Origin of the sequence: Promicromonospora vindobonensis (assembly GCF_042685865.1) — a bacterium.
In the GTDB taxonomy this organism is placed as follows: domain Bacteria; phylum Actinomycetota; class Actinomycetes; order Actinomycetales; family Cellulomonadaceae; genus Promicromonospora; species Promicromonospora vindobonensis.
In genome coordinates this window covers 2091036-2108937 of record NZ_JBHUOG010000002.1, presented here as the reverse complement: position 1 = coordinate 2108937, position 17902 = coordinate 2091036, and the positions used below count along the sequence as shown (strand labels likewise).

Annotated in this window: 19 protein-coding genes; 16 read left to right on the top strand and 3 right to left on the bottom strand. The window is 69.0% G+C overall.

Annotation, left to right across the window (positions count from 1 at the left end; genetic code table 11):
• The first annotated feature begins 143 nt into the window (after positions 1 to 143).
• Positions 144 to 1346, top strand: a complete 1203-nt coding sequence (locus ACFS27_RS22715) for a helix-turn-helix domain-containing protein (RefSeq protein ID WP_377187888.1) — start codon at positions 144 to 146, stop codon at positions 1344 to 1346.
• 31 nt (positions 1347 to 1377) lie between these two features.
• On the opposite strand, the gene ACFS27_RS22710 is transcribed toward ACFS27_RS22715, so the two are convergent.
• On the bottom strand, positions 1378 to 1908 hold the full coding sequence (locus ACFS27_RS22710) for a flavoprotein (RefSeq protein ID WP_377187885.1): 531 nt from the start codon (positions 1906 to 1908) through the stop codon (positions 1378 to 1380).
• Positions 1909 to 1973: 65 nt separating this feature from the next.
• Positions 1974 to 3080 carry a hypothetical protein gene (locus tag ACFS27_RS22705; protein ID WP_377187882.1) on the bottom strand — a complete coding sequence of 369 codons (1107 nt, stop codon included), beginning with the start codon at positions 3078 to 3080 and terminating at the stop codon, positions 1974 to 1976.
• Between the two features lie 364 nt (positions 3081 to 3444).
• Here ACFS27_RS22705 and ACFS27_RS22700 point away from each other — a divergent pair, with 364 nt between their 5' ends.
• The 12 genes from ACFS27_RS22700 (at position 3445) to ACFS27_RS22645 (ending at position 13719) form a co-directional block, all read left to right on the top strand.
• Positions 3445 to 4386, top strand: coding sequence for a bifunctional DNA primase/polymerase (locus ACFS27_RS22700; RefSeq protein WP_377187880.1), 942 nt, complete (start codon positions 3445 to 3447; stop codon positions 4384 to 4386).
• On the top strand, positions 4383 to 4724 hold the full coding sequence (locus ACFS27_RS22695) for a hypothetical protein (protein ID WP_377187877.1): 342 nt from the start codon (positions 4383 to 4385) through the stop codon (positions 4722 to 4724). The genes ACFS27_RS22700 and ACFS27_RS22695 overlap by 4 nt, the downstream gene beginning before the upstream one ends.
• Positions 4721 to 5584: a hypothetical protein gene (locus tag ACFS27_RS22690; RefSeq protein WP_377187874.1), complete on the top strand. Its 864-nt coding sequence runs from the start codon at positions 4721 to 4723 to the stop codon at positions 5582 to 5584. Before ACFS27_RS22695 ends, ACFS27_RS22690 begins: the two co-directional genes overlap by 4 nt.
• A complete protein-coding gene (locus ACFS27_RS22685) occupies positions 5577 to 6662 on the top strand; it encodes a ParB N-terminal domain-containing protein (protein WP_377187871.1) in 1086 nt (361 codons plus the stop codon). Before ACFS27_RS22690 ends, ACFS27_RS22685 begins: the two co-directional genes overlap by 8 nt.
• 260 nt (positions 6663 to 6922) lie before the next feature.
• Positions 6923 to 7342 (top strand): hypothetical protein, encoded by a 420-nt coding sequence (locus tag ACFS27_RS22680; RefSeq protein ID WP_377187868.1) that lies wholly within the window; start codon positions 6923 to 6925, stop codon positions 7340 to 7342.
• Between the two features lie 10 nt (positions 7343 to 7352).
• Positions 7353 to 8510 carry a M23 family metallopeptidase gene (locus tag ACFS27_RS22675; RefSeq protein WP_377187865.1) on the top strand — a complete coding sequence of 386 codons (1158 nt, stop codon included), beginning with the start codon at positions 7353 to 7355 and terminating at the stop codon, positions 8508 to 8510.
• Positions 8507 to 8776, top strand: coding sequence for a DUF6112 family protein (locus ACFS27_RS22670; RefSeq protein WP_377187863.1), 270 nt, complete (start codon positions 8507 to 8509; stop codon positions 8774 to 8776). Before ACFS27_RS22675 ends, ACFS27_RS22670 begins: the two co-directional genes overlap by 4 nt.
• 13 nt (positions 8777 to 8789) lie before the next feature.
• On the top strand, positions 8790 to 9059 hold the full coding sequence (locus tag ACFS27_RS22665) for a DUF6112 family protein (protein ID WP_377187860.1): 270 nt from the start codon (positions 8790 to 8792) through the stop codon (positions 9057 to 9059).
• A 39-nt stretch (positions 9060 to 9098) separates the two neighbouring features.
• Positions 9099 to 9437, top strand: coding sequence for an SCO6880 family protein (locus ACFS27_RS22660; protein WP_377187857.1), 339 nt, complete (start codon positions 9099 to 9101; stop codon positions 9435 to 9437).
• A gap of 11 nt (positions 9438 to 9448) precedes the next feature.
• Positions 9449 to 10570 (top strand): hypothetical protein, encoded by a 1122-nt coding sequence (locus tag ACFS27_RS22655; protein ID WP_377187854.1) that lies wholly within the window; start codon positions 9449 to 9451, stop codon positions 10568 to 10570.
• A gap of 354 nt (positions 10571 to 10924) precedes the next feature.
• A complete protein-coding gene (locus ACFS27_RS22650) occupies positions 10925 to 12268 on the top strand; it encodes a conjugal transfer protein TrbL (protein ID WP_377187851.1) in 1344 nt (447 codons plus the stop codon).
• Complete coding sequence (locus ACFS27_RS22645) at positions 12265 to 13719, top strand: SCO6880 family protein (protein WP_377187848.1); 1455 nt, start codon at positions 12265 to 12267, stop codon at positions 13717 to 13719. The genes ACFS27_RS22650 and ACFS27_RS22645 overlap by 4 nt, the downstream gene beginning before the upstream one ends.
• Positions 13720 to 13831: 112 nt before the next feature.
• On the opposite strand, the gene ACFS27_RS22640 is transcribed toward ACFS27_RS22645, so the two are convergent.
• Positions 13832 to 14593: a GIY-YIG nuclease family protein gene (locus tag ACFS27_RS22640; RefSeq protein WP_377187845.1), complete on the bottom strand. Its 762-nt coding sequence runs from the start codon at positions 14591 to 14593 to the stop codon at positions 13832 to 13834.
• Positions 14594 to 14778: 185 nt separating this feature from the next.
• Between ACFS27_RS22640 and ACFS27_RS22635 the strand changes: the two genes are divergently transcribed.
• From ACFS27_RS22635 to ACFS27_RS22625, 3 genes are read left to right on the top strand one after another with little or no spacing between them, the layout of a single operon-like run.
• The gene (locus tag ACFS27_RS22635; protein WP_377187842.1) at positions 14779 to 15708 is read left to right on the top strand and encodes a hypothetical protein; all 930 of its coding nucleotides are present in this window, start codon (positions 14779 to 14781) and stop codon (positions 15706 to 15708) included.
• Between the two features lie 59 nt (positions 15709 to 15767).
• Entirely contained in the window at positions 15768 to 16283 is a 516-nt protein-coding gene (locus tag ACFS27_RS22630) for a hypothetical protein (protein WP_377187839.1), read from the top strand.
• Positions 16280 to 17749 carry an ATP-binding protein gene (locus tag ACFS27_RS22625; protein ID WP_377187836.1) on the top strand — a complete coding sequence of 490 codons (1470 nt, stop codon included), beginning with the start codon at positions 16280 to 16282 and terminating at the stop codon, positions 17747 to 17749. The genes ACFS27_RS22630 and ACFS27_RS22625 overlap by 4 nt, the downstream gene beginning before the upstream one ends.
• Positions 17750 to 17902: the final 153 nt, after the last annotated feature.

The window sequence follows — 17902 nt, the reverse complement described above, 5'->3', positions numbered from 1 at the left end:
GTCTTGGTGATGCGGTGGCGCGTTAGCCTGCGAGGAAATCAATGCGTGGGGCGCACGGCGACTGGTGACACCGAACCGTGTCACTCGTGCGGCGCAGGCTGGCCAAGACTCGTAGAGCAAGGCACCCGATGAGGACGGCAGACATGGACGACGAGGACTCGATCGGTCGGCGGATCGCGTTCTACCGCAAGCAGCGGGGACTGACGCAGCTGGCGCTCGCGCAGAAGGCGGCGGTCTCGCTGTCCCTGTTGCGCAAGATCGAGCAGGGATCCCGGGACGCGACCCCTGTTCTGGTCGCGGCAGTCGCCAAGCCGCTCGGTGTCGACGTCACCGTGCTGAACGGTCAGCCCTATGACCGCGAGGGACCTCAGCGCGACCGGATCCACGAGCTGATCCCGGTGGTGCGCAGCATGCTGAACTACTGGGACCTGCCGCCCGAGCTGGAGGCCGCGCCGCGGCCCGCTGAACAGTTGATGGTCGACGCCGTCGCCATCGCGCACCTGCGGCAGGCCGACCGGAACGTGCAGGCGCTGACCCGGATCCCGGCCGTACTGCTGGAGATCACCGCGGCCCTGCATGCCACCGACGCACCGAGCGAGCGCGCGAGGTTGTTCGACGCGGCGACGACGGTCCTGCACCCGACGCTCTCGATCCTGCACGCCACCGGCTACGACGATCTGGCCACGATCACCGCTGACCGGATCTCGTGGATCGGCGACCGTTGGGGCAGTCCGCTGGTCTCCGCGCTGGCTGCCCACACCCGGACGTCGTCGATGCTCCGGTACGGCACGTACGACGTCGGGCTGCGCCTGACCGAACGAGCCCGGGCCGCACTCGAACCCGACCTCGCAGAGGACGCGGCACTGCGGATGACCGGATCGCTCCACCTGCGTTCAACGATCCTTGCCGCCCGAGCCGGGGATGCGAGCCTCGCCGCCGAGCACATCGCCGAAGCGAGCGGCATCGCCAGGCGACTTCCACAAGACACCGACCACCTATGGCGCAACCTTGCGTTCGGGCCGACCAACACGAACTTCCATGATGTTGCCGGCGCGATCGAGCTCGGCGACGGCCCACGCGCACTCACGCTTGCAGAGGGGCTGCACATCCCAGCCGGTTTCGCGCCCACCCGTGCCGCGCACCACTTCATGGACCTCGCGCGCGCCTACCTGTGGCAGGCGCGATACGACGCCTCCCTGGCGTGCCTGCAACGGGCCCGGGATCTCGCGCCTCAGCAGACGCGGCACCATCCGACGACTCGCGAGGTGACGCGAATGCTCGTACGCGCCCACCGGCACGCGAACGAGCCATTGGCTCGGTTCAGCGCCTGGATGAACGCCAGCTGAGCAACCGGAATCTGGCCCACAGTCGGGACGGTCAGCTGCCGCCGGTCTCGACGGCGTCGAGCAGGCTGGCCCACGGGAAAATCTCGGCCGCGCCGACTCCCGATTGGTGCGGCTCGTCCGGCCCGATCACGACTCGGACGCCCCAGCGGCGCAGCGTCTCCAGCGAGCTCTCGTAGGTCGGGTGCTTCGCGAAGGCGACGTTGATGTAAGGGCCGACGGCGATCGGCACACCTCGGCCGGTCTGCTCAGCCAACCGCGTCAGGACGTAGGAGTCGGCCAGACCCAGCGCCCACTTCGTCACCGTGTTGTACGTCGCCGGCGCGACGATCACTGCGTCAGGATCCGGTAGCGAGTACCCGACTGTGGTGTGGAAGTCGGTGCGGACGGGACGGCCTGTGAGGTCGGCGATCTCTTTGACTGCCTCGGGGAACACCGATACGGCGCGCTCCGTCGCCAGAACGTGCACGTCCCAGCCGCGCTCGGCGATCAGTGGGAGGAACCGCTCCGGCAACTGACGGACGGCTCCGGCGGCGCACACCACGACATACAAGACACCTATCACGCGCGTGACGATACCGGCCGTGCCGCCTACTCGCGGACAGGGCGTTCGGCTTCTGAACCCGTAGATCAGTCTTGGTCGGTCTGCGAGCCTTTAGGTTGGCGCAGAGCCGCCCACGCGGCCCACATCCATCTGGTGTCATCAGCGCGCTTGGCGATCCATTCGGCCGCAGCTCGGCCTTCGGAGGTCATTTCCACGACGCGTGTCGGACCGACGACTTCCAGCACACGTTCGGCGATAGGCAAGGCTAGGTTGGCCAGGCGGGCCTTCGTGCCGCCCTTCGGGTGTGTTATGCCCGCAGCACCCAGCAGCTCCCGTAGCTGGGCGGCAGTCAATGACGTTGCTTTCGTCTGCCAGATCACGTCGCGATCATCGACCTCGCTTACGATTCCGGCGTCGAGCATCGCGTTCAGGCTTTGCTCCTCGTCGCATCCAAGCAGTCGCGTGTCGTAGTAGGTTGCGTATGCCTCCTCGGTGCCTGGACGGTTGGAGCGGGTACGCATCGACAAGTCGAGCAGGTGAGAACGTGTTGCAAGTGGCAATGCAGCCACGCATGTTGGCGTGGGGCCTCGTTCGGGAGGCTGGATCTGCTCGAGGGACAAAGGCGCAACGATCGGAGCGATTCCGATCTCCTGGTCTTCGCGGGCCAGTTCGCGGATGACGTTGTTCACCGCGTGGACAGTCCCTAACGCGTCAGCGAGCCGCACCTCGTGGGGAGCCATCATCACAGCAAGTCTGTCGGGCTGTGCATGGAGCAGAGCGGACGGGCCCAGGCGTTGTCCATGCGGCAGGTGCATCAGTAGGGAGATCCGCAGGTCTAACCCGGCCGCCTGGCCAATGCCGATCAGCCCATCGAGCGGAAGATCAAGGACCTCACGCGCGGCGGCGATTCCGGCAGAGGTCCACTCCGGGCTCGTGTCCTGGTAAGGATCGTCGGTCCGCACCTCACCTGTTTCAAGGTCGAGCTCCATAGGGATCACCAGTGGCGGGTCAGCCTGGACCACCTGGAGGTACCAGGCAATCACTGCCTCGCTGTCGCCCAGAGTCAACTGCTCACGCAGCCACGGGCTGAAGTCGACGCACGGGACTGTCGATTGCGGCGAGTACCGTGGGTGCAGGAGCGGGTAGTCGGTATGCCCCTTGTCGTCCGCGAACTCAGTTGCCGTCCTGGTCACCGACTCAATCCCGACCGCTGGTTGACGTCGTGAGGCACCGGATGGAACTGCCCTTCCCTGCTCGGCGGTTCGTCGCGGTGGTCATGCGTTGGCCTCTTTCGATGTGCTGGTGGGGGTCAACTTAGCGGATCCGGCGTACTCCCGGTGGCCGACGGTGCCACGCGGCCGACTCGGGTCGCTTGTGCCCAGCGATCCCGCGGATGCACGGGGGATCCGGCGAAACCAGCCACCGGAGTACGCCCGATTCGGTCGGTCGGTGGAAACTCTGGCGCGCTTCTGACCTGCCCTAATGCCATCGGCGCTGTTTCCGCATGCGGTTTCCCGCATGCGGTTTTGACCGATTCTTGGTGTCAGCGTGGTGGGCATGGACGCATCGCAGCCCGCAGAACTCGACCGCCGGATCCGCGCGGTGGTCGCCTCGTTCGGCGCGTCGTCGGCACCAGAGGTCGCCACGCAGCTGGTACGTGCCGGCGTGCCCGTCTTCCCGTGCGTGCCGGGCGGCAAGCGTCCGCTGACGCGGCACGGGTTCCAGGACGCCACGACCGATCTGGCCGAAGTGGAGCGGATGTGGCAGCGGTGGCCCGACGCGAACCTCGCGATCCCGGCCGGCCGCGCCTCGGGCTTCGACGTCGTCGACGTCGACCTGCATGAGGGTGCCTCGGGGCGACCCTCGTTCGACGCGTCCCTGGCGCGAGGGCTGACGGCCGGTTGGGCGTTCACGGTCCGCACGCCGTCGGGCGGCCTGCACGCCTACTTCCCGAACACGCGCGAGCAGGCGTGCTGGACCTGCGCCAGGGCTCACGTCGACTTCCGCTCGGACGGCGGCTACGTCGTCGTCCCGCCGTCGCGTGTCGTGTACGACGAGGGGACCGCAGGCGTCTACCTGGTCGCCGCGATCGCCAGCCGCGTGTCGACGCCGGTCGACGGCGCCGACCTGCGCGCCTTTCTCGAGCCGCCTCGCCCTCGCCAGGCTCCGGCGTTCACCGCGGACGCCGAGGGCGTCTCTGATCCGGAGCGGCTGGCGGCGTGGGTCGCCGCGCACCCCGAGGACGGTCGCAAACGGCGCCTGTTCTGGGCGGCGTGCCGAGCCGTCGAGGCAGGACACGATCTGGGACCGACCCTCGCAGCTCTCGGCAACGCCGCCTTGCATGTCGGCGTCCCCGCTCGGGTCGCCGAGTCAGCGATCCGTTCCGCGTTCCGGCACGCGCACCCGCGTGTCGCACCGTCGGCCAGCGGCCGACCGCCCCACCCGACAGTCCCGGGCGGCGCACGCCGTCCGGAGCCTCCCACGGCGGTGATCTCATGAACGACCAGCACACGCCCGTCTCTCGCACGGGGATCGCAAAGGCATCCGTCCCCGACGGGCCTAATCCCTTCGCCGTGCACGGCGACCCCTCCCGGCACGACCACACGACCGCGGCGGACTCGTCGAACGCGCGCAGAGTCCGCTGGACCCGTGCGGCGGACCTGCACCACGACTCGAAGGTCACCGAACGGCTTATGCAGGGCGTGGACCTGGAGGCGCGACTGATCCGCTGGACTCGCGGGCTCCCGGCCCGCGGGGTCCGCCGGCTGCGGAACCTCGGTACCCCGGCGTCTGCGCCCCACCAGGGCGTAGCCCACGAAGGCCCGGGGCTGTCATGAGCGCGCAGACCTTCACGGCTGGCCGCGACCTGCCGTCGTTCGCCCACCCCCAGGGGCTGCGGCGCCTCCTCGTCGCGATCCTCACCGCCGGTCCCGACGGCTGGAGCAAGCACGCCGAGGTTCCCGCGCTGCTTCGGTTCTGCGAGCTGAAGTACGCGCTCCTGGCGCGCCGCCACGGACAGGACCCCGGTGACGCTGTCACCGCCGCGTTCGACGTGCTCCGCCTCCCGTCAACCCTGGACGCCGACGACCCGTGGGGTGTGGTCACCCGCGCGGTCCAGCGCACCCTGCAGGCTGCGGACCGCGCGGATCGGCTCCTGTGCTCGATCGATCACGCCCGGCGGCTGATGAGCTCCGGCGACCACGACGCCGCACGTTTCAGCGAGCTGTCCGACTATGCAGTTCCCGCCGTCGTCGACCGCCTCGCGGGCGAGAAACGTGACGAGCTGGCGGCCGAGTCGCCCCGTTCGCGGATGGTCGAGACGTCGGCCCGCGAGACGATCTCGGACCGTGACGTCCGGATCGGGATGATCACAGTTCGCACCCTGCTCTCGTGGTCCGGGTGGCCGCCCGAGGATGCGCGGGTCGCGCTCGAGTACGTCTGCCACCGGCTGCGAGAGACGGGCAACGCGGGCGCCGCCTATGACTCGCTGCGCCGGGACCTGACCCCGTTGCACCTGCTCGACGTCGACCACCGCAGTTGGGCACGCCTGTGCCGCATCCTGCTCGGCGACGTCGGAGACGACGGCCTCCTGCGGCGGGCGATGCTCGGTGCCCGCCCCATCGACCTTCTCGCCGACGCCCGCCTCCTGTCGGCCCTCGCGCTGACCGCGCCGGTCCCGGCGGTGCGCCATGCGTGAGGACGAGCCACTCGGCGGCCTGGACGTCGCCGTCGACGCGATCACCGTCGGCGTCCGGCACCGCAAGGAGCTCGGCGACCTCGACGCGCTACGGGCATCGATCGAACAGCTCGGGCTGGTCCAGCCGATCACCATCACCCCCGGGCGGGTGCTGGTGTGCGGGTGGCGGCGTCTGGAGGTGGTCAAGCAGCTCGGGTGGACGAAGGTGCGTGTGTGGGTCCGTTCGGGCCTGTCCGACGGCGCGACCAGACTTCTCGCTGAGCACGACGAGAATGTGCTGCGTCAGGCCTACACACGTACCGAGCAGGCGACCCTCTACCGCGAGTTCAAGGAGGCGCTGCGGCAGGAAGCGCAGCGTCGCCAGGAGACTTCGCGGTTCGCAGTCGACGGCGTATCCACGGCTCCGGACGGTAGTGCCCGCTCGGACGAGGCGGGCGATTCGAACATTGTGGGAGCCGTTGAGTCAACGGCACCTGCGGTTCCCGGCGAAGTGGGCGGGCCGGGCGACCTGCGCGACCAGGCGGCGCTGCTGGCGACGGGGAAGAAGTCGTGGCAGGCCATGGAGCGGATCGGCAAGCTCATGGATCTCGCCATCGACCCGACCTGGCCCGAAGAGGTCCAGGCTCTGGCTGCGGAGGCAGTCGACCGGATCGAGGACGGCGGCCAGGTCGCGCCCGAGTGGGAGAAGATCCAAGCCCTCATTCGCGATCTCGGAGGTGTGGGCGCAGACGACGCGGCCCCGGACGAGACCGAGCCCGGTGCGGCGTGCGGAGCAGCGCCGCGCCGCGAGGGGACGCGGATCTCCTTGTACAAGCTGCGCGTCTGGGGCACGGCATGGGAGGGGATTGCGCGGCTCCTGGACGAGCACGACCCCGCGGTCCTCGGTCCGGAACTGCTGGCGAAGGACTGGGAGACGCTCTGCACCGTCCAGCGGAGGCTGACCGAGCTGGTCGAGCAGATGCGCGTGGCGCGCGAGGCCGCTGCGACCGTCGACGAGTCGGAGCCCGACCACGAGGACGATGCAGTGCACACCGTTGGCGGGCTGGCGGAGATCATCCCGCTCGGAGCCCGGCCATGACCACGCACCTCCTGCGCGATCGAATGCCCCTTGGCTTTGTTTTCCTCGGCGTGGCGGCGGTGCTGATCGCGGTGGTGCTATTCCTCGTACCCGGGAACTCAAGAACCATCAGTCCGGCCGTTACCGACCCGAGCACCGTGGCATCAGTGCCTACAAGTCCCGCCTCCGATAGCGCCGAAGAGAGCGTCGGAGAGACGAGAACATCGACGGGCCAGGCAGCGACGTCGGACCCGGTCGCCTTCGCCCGTAGGACCGCCTCGATGCTCTTTGACTGGGACACCACAACCGACACGCCCGAGGCGATCACCAGCGAAATCCTTGCTGTGGCCGTTCTGACTGGGCAGGAGACGCCCGGCCTTCTGGCAGACCTCCCCGCCTACCTGCCCGACGGCTCGTGGTGGCAGCGGCTGGGGGAGTACCGGACCCGTCAGCAGCTGGAGACGACCAACGCCTTTGTGCCCACCACGTGGACGCAAGCCGTCGCGACCGGAGAGGTCTCCGGCCTGCTTCCTGGGACGACCGCGGTGACCGTCGAAGGTATCCGGCACCGATCTGGGGAGGTCGCTGGCCATCCGGAGGTCGCACGTAGTCCGGTGGCGTTCACGATGTTCGTCGTGTGCCCGCCCGACGACGAGTGCTGGCTCCTGCGCCTGGGCGCTCCGGGCAAGGCTCTGGGCTGAGGGCCGACCAATGCGCAAGATGCTGCCGTTCCTCGTCGTCCCGGTCCTGCTGCTCGGCCCGACTGTGATCCTGCTCGCCGTTGCCGTTGTGACCGCGATTGCGCGACCGCCGTCGTGCGGCCCTTCCGTCACAGACATACCGGAGAGCCTCACCGCGACCATGGCCGATGGGACCACGGTCCAGCTGGACGCCACACAGCTCGGCCACGCTGCCACGATCGTGCGAATCGGCGGCACCACCGAGGGCGTAGGGCGAGACGGCATAGTCGTCGCCCTCATGGCGGCGCTGACCGAGTCCCGGCTACGGATGCTCGCCAACACTGTCTACCCGGATTCCGCGGACTACCCCCACGACGGTGTCGGGTCCGACCACGACAGCCTCGGGCTGTTCCAGATGCGCCCGGTCTCCGGCTGGGGCTCCGTAGCGGAGCTGATGGACCCCGAGTACCAGGCGCGTGCCTTCTTCGGCGGGGCCGATGGCCCGAACCACGGATCGCCGCGCGGGCTCCTGGACATCCCGGGCTGGGCGTCACTGCCTAGGGGCGCCGCCGCACAAGCGGTGGAGGTCTCGGCTTACCCGGACCGGTACGTCGCCTACGAGCCCGTCGCCGAGGCGATCCTCGACGCACTCACTCAGCCTGCCGCGGCCGCCGGCCCGAGCCCGGCCGTCGCGGCGCTCCATCCCACGAGCCGGATCGTGTTCCCGCTGCCGGCTGGGACTTGGACGCGCACGTCCGGCTACGGGTACCGCATCCACCCGGTCTACCGCACCGAGCTCCTGCACGCGGGTACCGACTACGCAGCCCCGGCGGGGACACCCGTCCTCGCGCTTGCCGACGGTGTCGTTGCCGACGTTACCCACAGCGCCCGTGGCGGGAACGTCGTCGTCCTGGACCACGTGATCGACGGCGAACCCGTCGCGACGGCGTACGCACACCTGCTGGACGGGTCGGTGCTCGTGCACGACGGCGACCCGGTTTCGGCCGGCCAACAGATCGCCGCCGTCGGCTCCACCGGCGCAGCGACGGGGCCTCACCTCCACTTGGAGACACATCCCGGACGGTTCGCCGACCCTGCAGTCGACTTCGAGCGGTGGTCCCGAGTGCACCACCTCGACAACCTCACCGACGCCGCGCCAGCGGCCTGCACCACAGGGGATGAACGATGAACAAGAACGTGGCTCCCGACTTCTCGGCCGTTGCAGGCACGGCGTTCGGCGACGTTGTCGGTGCACTGCTCACCTTCGCACTCCTGACTGCCGTGGCCGTACTGATCGGCTCATCGATCGTGTGGGCGGTCGCCGCCTCGTCCGGGTCGTGGCAGACCATCGCCAAGGCCCGCACCGGAGTTCTCGTCGCCCTCGGCGGTGCGGCCCTCACTGGGGGCGCGCTGGCGTGGGGCGGGTGGCTCCTCAAGCTCGGCAACCACTTCTGAAAGGCGGACGACCATGATCGACATCGACCCCAACACCAACGGCCTGCCCGGCATCGATGCCCTCCAGACGATCGTCGGCGCGCTGATGACCGTCGGGCTGATCTGCGCCGTGCTCGGCGTGATCATCTCGGCCATCGTCTGGGCGTTCGGCGCCAACAGTTCCAACCCGCAGCTCGCCGGACGTGGCAAGACGGGCGTGCTCGTCGCGCTCGGTGCGGCCGTTCTCTGCGGGGCAGCTGTGGCTGCTGTGAACTTCTTCTGGACCGTCGGACAGCAGGTGTGAGCCATGGACATCTGTGTAGGCATCTATCGAAGGTGTCACTTGGAGCGCTGTACTTGTCCAGCCGCCCGCCAACTGCGCCGGAAGAAGACTGACTGCATCACGCAGGCCGCCCAACGGGCACGCGTCGGTCAGATCGAGGGCGTCAACCAGGTCGTCGAGTACGACGACGTCCTGACCCAGGAAGCAGAGCTCGCCGCCGGACACGGCGTCCTGCGCGCCACCGGCCTGATCACCGTCCGCGCACCCGACCTCGACGCGCTCGATCACGATGTCGCCGCCCTTGAACAGGCCGCGATCCAAGCCGGGTGCGAGACCTGGCGCCTGTGCGAACGGCAGTCACTAGCGCTCGCCCGAACCCCTTCCGCCGGACCCACGTAGGGAGAACTGCGATGTCGAACCAGCCGACCGGGAACCACCCCGCACCCACCCACTCCGATGTCGACGCGGACAACCCTGCGCGCGTACCTGGCCCGATCGACGTTGCCGGGACGCTGGACTCCCCGGCCCAGGAAGCGTTGAACGCCTTCCACGCGCGATGGCAGCTGATCGCCGGGAGCGAGAAGTTCGAGCTGCGGGAGCCGGAGGCCGGCCGGGATGTGGCCTCGATCGGGATCGCCCGGCGCGGAGCATCGAGCATCCAGGTGGTGCGCGTGTCCGTCCAGGAGCACACGACGTGGATTCGGTTGTCGGTTTCCAAGAGCAAGCGGAGCGTGGACATGGCCGCTGCGTCACGAGTGCTGTACCTCCCGATCCGCGAGACCGGTCAGGTCCTCCTGGCAGCTTCAGAGGCTCTGCGTCACATGCGGACCGTCGCGCGCTTGGCCACCGAGCGGTACAGCGCACGCAGCAACGCCGACGCCCTGGAGCGAACCCTTGATCTGGAGGCACGCACCGCGGGACTCGATGCCAACTTCCTGAAAGACCCGCAGGCTCAACGCGGCCATGTCGGGGTGTGGGAAGGCACCCGTGACCGGTTCAACGCTGCCCACGGTCCGACGATCGTCGTCGCAACAGGAAACCGAGCCAGGAGCTACTTGACCTTGCGGATCGGGGATCTGATCGACGAGCAGGACGCCCTGTGGATGACGCCGATCAAGAAGTGGCTCTGGGCTGGCAGCACACAACCGCGCCCCAGCGGCAGCATCTTCCGGGCACTGGCCCTGCTACCGCGCGCGGCGAGCAACGTCGCCTCACGGATCGCGCGCATCCGGCAGGTGGGCCAGGCCCTGCACGTCGTGGAGGAGTGCCAACGGATCACCGATGCGCTCGAGGACGCCCACGAACGCCTCGCCAACGCCGAGGCACTGTGCTCGGCACGCCTCGAGGAGCGGCGGCTGACCGACGCAATAGTCGTAGCCGTCAAGGAAGCGTCCACGCCCGTCGAGAGGCCGGGCCGACCGGCATCGCACACCGGTCGCCCGGCGCCCCGAACCTCTCGGACATTGCTACCGCCCGTCACCCCAGCTCCGCCTCGTGCCCCACGCCCAGATACGGGACCGCCCAGCCTTTGATCGCAGGGCATCCGGCCGCACCCGGACATCGGGCGTCGTCCCGTCGGGCCGCTCACACCTATCGGACAGGACCTATGCCGGCCAATCCCAAGGAGCACCTCGGGATCTCACCAGTCCTCCCGGCCACATGACAAGAACCGCGCATGATCGAGGAAAGCGACAACTTCGATGCACGCTCAGCTACAGCAGGCCTACCAGAGCTGGGCCATCAGCGGCCATACACCGAGCATCTGGCCGACAAGCACGCTGCCCAACGGACAACTCGAGGGGCTTCCTACAGACATCTGCTCTGCTCCGATCGTCTCCACCGTCTGCCAAGAGACGGCGGACAGCGTCGCCACCCAAGCGGGCTCCGTGGCGCTCGGTATCGTCAGTCAGTTCGCCGACGGCGTCGGCGACGTCGCGTCCTTCCTGATCCGGAGCGTCTGGACGCTGATGGAGTCCACGACGTTCGTCGACCTGCGCACCGGGGAGTTCACACGCGTCTACGACCTCGTGTTCGGCGTGGCGGTCTTCCTCATGCTGGCGTTCTTCCTGCTCCAGCTCATCAGCGGCATGCTCCGGCGCGAGCCTGGTGCGCTCGCCCGGGCGCTGAGCGGGCTCGCCAAGAGCGTGCTCGGATCTTTCGTCGTCGTCACGCTCACCGCGCTGCTCCTGGAGATCACCGATCAGATCTGTCTCGCGATGGTCACTGCGGCCGGGACGTCGATGGAGGCCATGGGCGCCGAACTCGCCGTCGCCGGCTCACTCTCTGTGGCGGGCACGATCGCCGCGCCCATGGCCGGCGCGCTGCTGTCGTTGTTCCTCGCGGGGCTCGCGGCCGGGGCTGCGCTGATCGTGTGGTTCTCCCTGCTCATGCGCAAGGCACTGCTGCTCCTGTCGGTCGCGCTCGCTCCGCTCGCGCTAGCCGGGGCGTCGTGGGACGCGACCCGAGGGTGGGTGGCCCGGTGGGCGCAGTTCGTCGTCGCACTGATCGTCTCGAAGCTCGTGCTGGTCGTCGTCTTCCTCCTTGCGACCACGCTCACGGCGTCGCCCGTCTCCGGGGACCTCGCCGGGTTGGCGGACAAGCTCGCCGGGGTCGCACTGCTGCTCGTGGCAGGGTTCGCCCCGTACATCACATATAAAGCGATCGCGTTCATGGGCTTCGACATGTACCACGCGATGTCGATCGAGCAGGAGGCGAAGGCGGCGCTGAACCGGCCAGTTCCCGTCACAGGCGGGTCCGCTGTGGCTGGTGGTCTCGGCGCCCGGAGCGTACAGAAGGTACTTGGGCCCGACGGCGGTGCTGGCGACGCCAGCGGTCGAAAGGCGTCAGGTGCCGGGGGCAATGGACCGTCGGGAGCCGCTGGATCGGCAGGCCAGATGGGGGCAATGGGCGCCAAGGCGGCCGGGAGCGGTGCGGGCAGTTCCGCTGCGGGCGGCAGCGCCGTAGGCGGCGCCGCTGCTGCGGCAGGACCTGCAGCAGCCGTCGCGGTCCCCCTTGTCGCGGGAGCGCAGGTCGCCAAGGCTGCCGCTACGGCCGGGCCCAAGGCAGGGTCCGCCGCCGGGCAAGCGGCCGATCAGCAGACCGGCGCGGCCCAGACGCCCACGACCTCGTCGGGCACGAGACAACCTCGGACGACCCCTGCAGGACCTCCGCCAACAGCACCAGGGCGAGACGTGCCTACTGTGCTTCCTGACCGAGGAGGGAAGCGATGACCGCGCCCGCCACCACGCCGTCGGACAACCAGCTGACGTCGGTGAAGTTCTCCCGACTCTCCAAGCGAACCCTGCTCCTGGGCCTGACCGCCGCCCAGCTCACGGCCCTCGCCATCGGAGTGCTGCCTCTGGTGGGCGCGATTTACTTGGGCGGGGACGCCGTCGTCGCCGTCCTTCCGCTGGCCATTCTGTGCGCCGGGATCGCGCTCGTGCCGATCGGTGGACAGCCGATCGTCGCCTGGCTTCCCATCGGCCTCGCGTGGGTGTGGCGATCACTGACAGGGCAACTCGAGTTCCGGGCGCGGATCGACCGCCCGCGCTCCGCGGGGACCCTCGCGCTGCCGGGCCGCGCCGCAGCTCTGCGCCTCGTCGTCGACACAGTTACGGGGGCCGCGCTGGTGCACGACCCGCATGCGGCGACGCTCACCGTGACCGTGCCGGTGACCGCGTCGTCGTTCACGATGCTGGACTCTGCCGACCAGGCGCGCCGCGTTGCAGCATGGGGACGTGTGCTCGCGACCACCTGCCGGTCTGGACGGATCGCAGCGCTGACCGTCACCGAGCGCACGCTTGCCGGCTCCGGGGCATCTCTGACCGAGTGGTGGCGTGCGAACGGGGCCGACGACGGGTCGCTGCCCGCCCGGATCTACGGTGAGCTCATCGACCGTGCCGGGCCGACGGCGGAAAGGCACGAGACGACGGTCTCCCTGACTCTCGACCTGCGTGCCGCTGGGCGGGCGATCCGGACCGCTGGCGGTGGACTCCGCGGCGCTGCGGCGGTACTGCGACAGGAGACACAGACCTTGGCGACTGCCCTTCGGGCGGCGGAACTGACGCCTTCGGCCCCGCTCGGCCCTACGGGTCTCGCGATGCGACTGCGCACGGCGTACGACCCGACCGTCGCGCCGTACCTGGAGCGGACTCCGGACCTCGGGCGGGAGGTGAGCACGGCGGGCCCGGTCGCTGTCACCGAGACGTGGGGTGCCCTGCGGTCGGACGCCGCATGGCACTGCACTTTGTGGATCTCGCAGTGGCCGCAGAGCGCCGTATACCCAGGGTTCCTCGCCCCGCTGCTCCTGACGAGCGGCGTGCAGCGGACCTTCGCGATTCGCTACGAACCGGTCCGCGCGGACGTTGCGGCGCGGGACCTGCGCCGCAAGAAGACTGGCCACGTCACCGAGGCGGCCCAGCGCGCGAAAGCTGGCCAGGTCGAGGACGTCACCCAGACCGCGGAGTACGGCGACGTCGTGACCCAGGAAGCCGATCTCGCGGCCGGGCACGGGGTGTTGCGAGCCACCGGGCTGATCACGGTATCCGCGACCAATGTCGATGAGCTTGAGCACGACGTCGCGGCCGTCGAGCAGGCCGCGATCCAAGCCGGATGCGAGACGCGACGGTTGTGGGGGCAGCAAGCGGCAGCATTCTCGGCGTCAGCTGTCGCATCGCTGTAGACACGGTTCGCCCGCACGCTGGCCCAGTGACCACGCCGGACACCACGCAGAAGCACCTACTGAGCCCTGCCACCCGATTTGCCGCGCCGGCGCCCCGGTTGCGCCGACTTGCCTAATTGCGGTTGTACCCGAACTCCCGGGTCAAGAGTGCCCTCTTGTAGTGCTCCTCGGCTGCGTCGATCTCGGCCGTCGGGGTGCTGGGACCAAAGACACGCAGCAGGCTGAACTGGAAGTCGTGGCTGCGGTCAGGCTCGGCGCCGAGGAGCTCCGTCAGCCCGATGTTGCCGCCGTGTCCGGTGCGGGCGTAAGCGGCCCAGCGGCCCAGAATGCGCTCGGAACCATCGGCCTTGCCGACGTACGTCTTGCCCGAGCGGCAATCGGCGATGAGATAGATGCCCTGAACCGACCCGAGGGCGACCTGCCAGGAGCGGTAGCGGCGGTCCTCGACGACTTTCCGCAGCGTAGCGAAGTCGATGCGCACTGCGTCGAAGCCAGGGAATGGCACCTCGGCGGGGTCTGCGATCTCCACGAGGGGGAAGAGTGCAGCGAGCTCACCACGGCGGAACCAGCTGCGCATGCCGCTCCACTCGACGACGAGTCGGTCACGCAGCGATCCGAGGAACTCCGACGGCTCCAAGTCGAAGCACAGGTGATCCGCCGTCCGCTCGGCCACCGCTTCGCCGTTGTTGGTGAACGTGCCGATGAAGCGAGACCGGGCGCCGCCATCGTGGACGAAGGTCAGCCAGAGGCGCGGCTGCGTCGCCCCGAACCGTCCTACGACCTGTCGGCGCGTGTACTCAAGCACGCTCTCGGTTGTCAGGGCCGTTGGCCCGGTAAGCCCGTGGGAGGTGAACGTGTGGCGGATCGCCAGCACGTTCTTGGGGTTGACCCCGGTAGCGGCCAGGACGTGCCCGAGCAGCAGGTTCCCTCTCTCGGTGTCAGGGAGTGGGGCTGAGGTCGCGGTCACGGCGCGACCCTAGCGCACCCCCATCGCCTGCTTGATGGCCGAGCGCTCGTTCGATGAGGTGGCTCGAGACAGCTCCGACGCACCTGTGTGGCATGAGCACTACCGACCACATCCACGCCGTTCGTCACGCTGGGACGCTGCGTCTGGACGTCCGTTACAAAGGCCGCGAGCCCGAGCCGCTGCCAGATCGCGGGTTCCGGCAGCGTTACTGGTACCGGATCACCGACACCAGCAACCCCGGCAGGGAACCCGTAGAGGGTTCGGACCTGCGGTCCGGTGTCGGCGATCACCCGGACGTCGGTGCGATGATCCGGACCTTGGCGACCTTCCTCGGCGCAGCCGGGGAAGCGTACTGGTACACGATGCAGCACCCGAGCACGCCGTCGGACAACCGGGGGCTGTTCTCCTCATGGGTCCCGGAGGCCGCGTACGAGAACTCGGATGAGCTCGCCCTCCTGACGGAGGAGCCTGACCCGAACGAGTCGCCCACCGATCTCGACCACGGACTCGGACCGGGCTCCAGGCCGCAAGTGGCGCGCACCGAGCTGATCGAGCGGTGGGAAGAGATCTCCGAGCCAGAGGACGACCCCGAGCTCGGGTTCATGGTCGCGACCGAGATCGACGAGCCGCCGCCGGCTTGGCCGCCGGCGCGCTACTTCGAGATCGTTTTCATGCAGGACTCCGAGGGCTACGACCTGTGCGACATGATCACCGCGCACGGCGTCGACGTCGCGATAGAGCACCTTGCCCAGTGGGACTACGGCGACGAGACGGTCAACGCGGCGATCTCCAACGGTGATGTGCAAGAGGACGTCGTGACGTTCCACGGCGACCGCACCGCCGTCAGCGGTCCCTACACCCTCGTTTACAACCTGAGCCTCGGGCACGCGAGCCTGCTCAAGGAGTTCGCCGCGGTCGACCGGCCGGCAGCCGACGTACGCCGCCGCAATATGCATGGGCCGGCGATTCCGCCTCCGAATGCCAGCGATCGCGGGTCTCGTCCGCCAGGTCCTGCGCTGTAGCCCGGCACCTTCCGCACACCTTGTGATCGAGCCGTCTCGACCCTCGAAGGAGGCACGCCATGTCGACCTTCAGCGACCACCTCGCCGACGCCGACGCAGCTACCGAAGCTGTCCGTGCCCTGGCGCACGCGACTGTCCGCTTCGACCACCAGGACGAGCCGCCCGGACCGGACGGCGTGCGCACCGAGCGCCCCCAGGACGCGTACTCGGTCCTGGCTGACGTCCTCGCGGTCGTCCGCTCCCTGTCTCAGGTCGCCCAGCAGATCGCGGCCGTCCATACGCGGAATGTCGCGCAGGCGCAGGGCCAAGCCGGATCGGGTCTGGAGGGCCAGGCCGACGTCCGGGCTGTGCACACCCACGTTCGCGACGCGCTTCTCGAACTCGAGCACGTCCATTCCCATCTGAATGCTGCGATGAATGCCGCGGGCCGCATCACCTGGCAGCCGCCCGCGTCGGCTGTACCCGCATCGGGCGTCGCCCGTCCGCTGCCGCCCGATGCGACCACGACCGACCCCTTGGCGCCGTACGGCACCTCGAGGATCACGCTCCGGACCACGGACGGACCGGGCCTGTGAGCCCTGACCAGGAGCGCATCCACACGGCGACGTTGTTCACGCCGGCTGGCCAATCCCGCCGGGCACGACACGAACGACGCCGGGCGCTCAAGGCTCTGCAGACTGACACGACATCACGGCCGTCGTCGGTCCGTGAGGCGCCGGCTCGCTACCTGCCGAAGAACGGTGAGCCAGGCCCTGCCGCGCTTCGCAGCCCGATCGGCCTGCGGGTCCCGAAGCATCAGGACACCTCAGCGACCTGGCAGGCCGCCTACCCGTTCCTGGCCGAGTCCGCCCTCGACGCAGGTGGGGTGTTCGTCGGGCAGATGCTCCCTTCCGGATCCTCCTTCACCTACGACCCCTGGGTTCTGTACCAGCAGGGCCGCATCACGGCGCCGAACGTCGTGGTCGCGGGGATAGTCGGCGCGGGCAAGTCTGCGCTCGCGAAGGCGCTGTACCTGCGGTCGCTCGCGTTCGGTCGTCGGGTTTATGTCCCGTGCGACCCGAAGGGCGAGCACACCGCCATCGCCGAGGCCGTCGGGGGGAAGGCGATCCAGCTCGGGCCGGGCCTCGCAGCCCGACTCAACCCGATGGACCCGGGCGTTCGCCCGTCGTCGGTGTCCGACGACGAATGGGGCGCCCAGGTCGCTTCCCGTCGCCGAGCGCTTCTCGGGGCTCTGGTGGAGACGACCCTCGGGCATCCGTTGTCGCCGGTCGAGCACACGACGATCGACGTCGCCCTTGCCGCCGCAGTCCGTGCGGCCGACCGCGTCGCGGTGCTCCCACACGTCGTCGGTCACCTGCTGCAACCGCATCGAGACGACGACCCTGACGGTCGCCTTCGGGAGGACGGCCGGCCGGTCGCCCACGCCCTACGCCGCCTCGTCGCAGGCGACCTGGCGGGCATGTTCGACGGCCCCTCGACCGTCACGTTCGATCCGAGCCTGCCGATGCTGTCCCTGGACCTGTCGCGCGTTGCGGAGAACTCCACCGCCCTGTCGGTTCTCATGACCTGTGCGTCCGCGTGGATGGAGAGCGCGCTGGCCGACCCCGACGGTGGGCAGCGGTGGGTCGTCTACGACGAGGCCTGGCGTCTCATGCAATACCCCGCGCTCTTGCGCCGGATGGACGCGCACTGGCGCCTGGCCCGGCACTACGGCATCGCGAACCTGCTCGTGTTCCACAAGCTGAGCGACCTGGACAACGTCGGCGACCAAGGTTCCGCGGCCCGCGCGATTGCAACGTCGCTCCTGGCGAACGCCGAGACCCGGATCATCTACCGCCAGGAGGACGACCAGCTCGGCCCGACGGCGAAGGCCCTGGGCCTGACCGCCGCGGAGACTGCGCGGCTACCGTACCTTGGGCTTGGCGAGGGTCTGTGGAAGATCGGCCGCAAGGCCTACCACGTGGCCCTGCAACTCCATGACGCGGAGCTCGCGCTCTTCGATACAGCAGGGCGTATGGCGGCGAACGCATCGCCAACCTGATCTGACTTGTGCCCCCAGCGCCGTCGTTCCTGGCTCGCGCAGAGGGTGGGGTTATGTGGATGGACCTACGCCGAGGATTCTCGACGACAACCTGCTGGGCGACTGGATCCACCGCGCTGACGCCGCGCAGACGCGAACTGACAACGAGAAGGT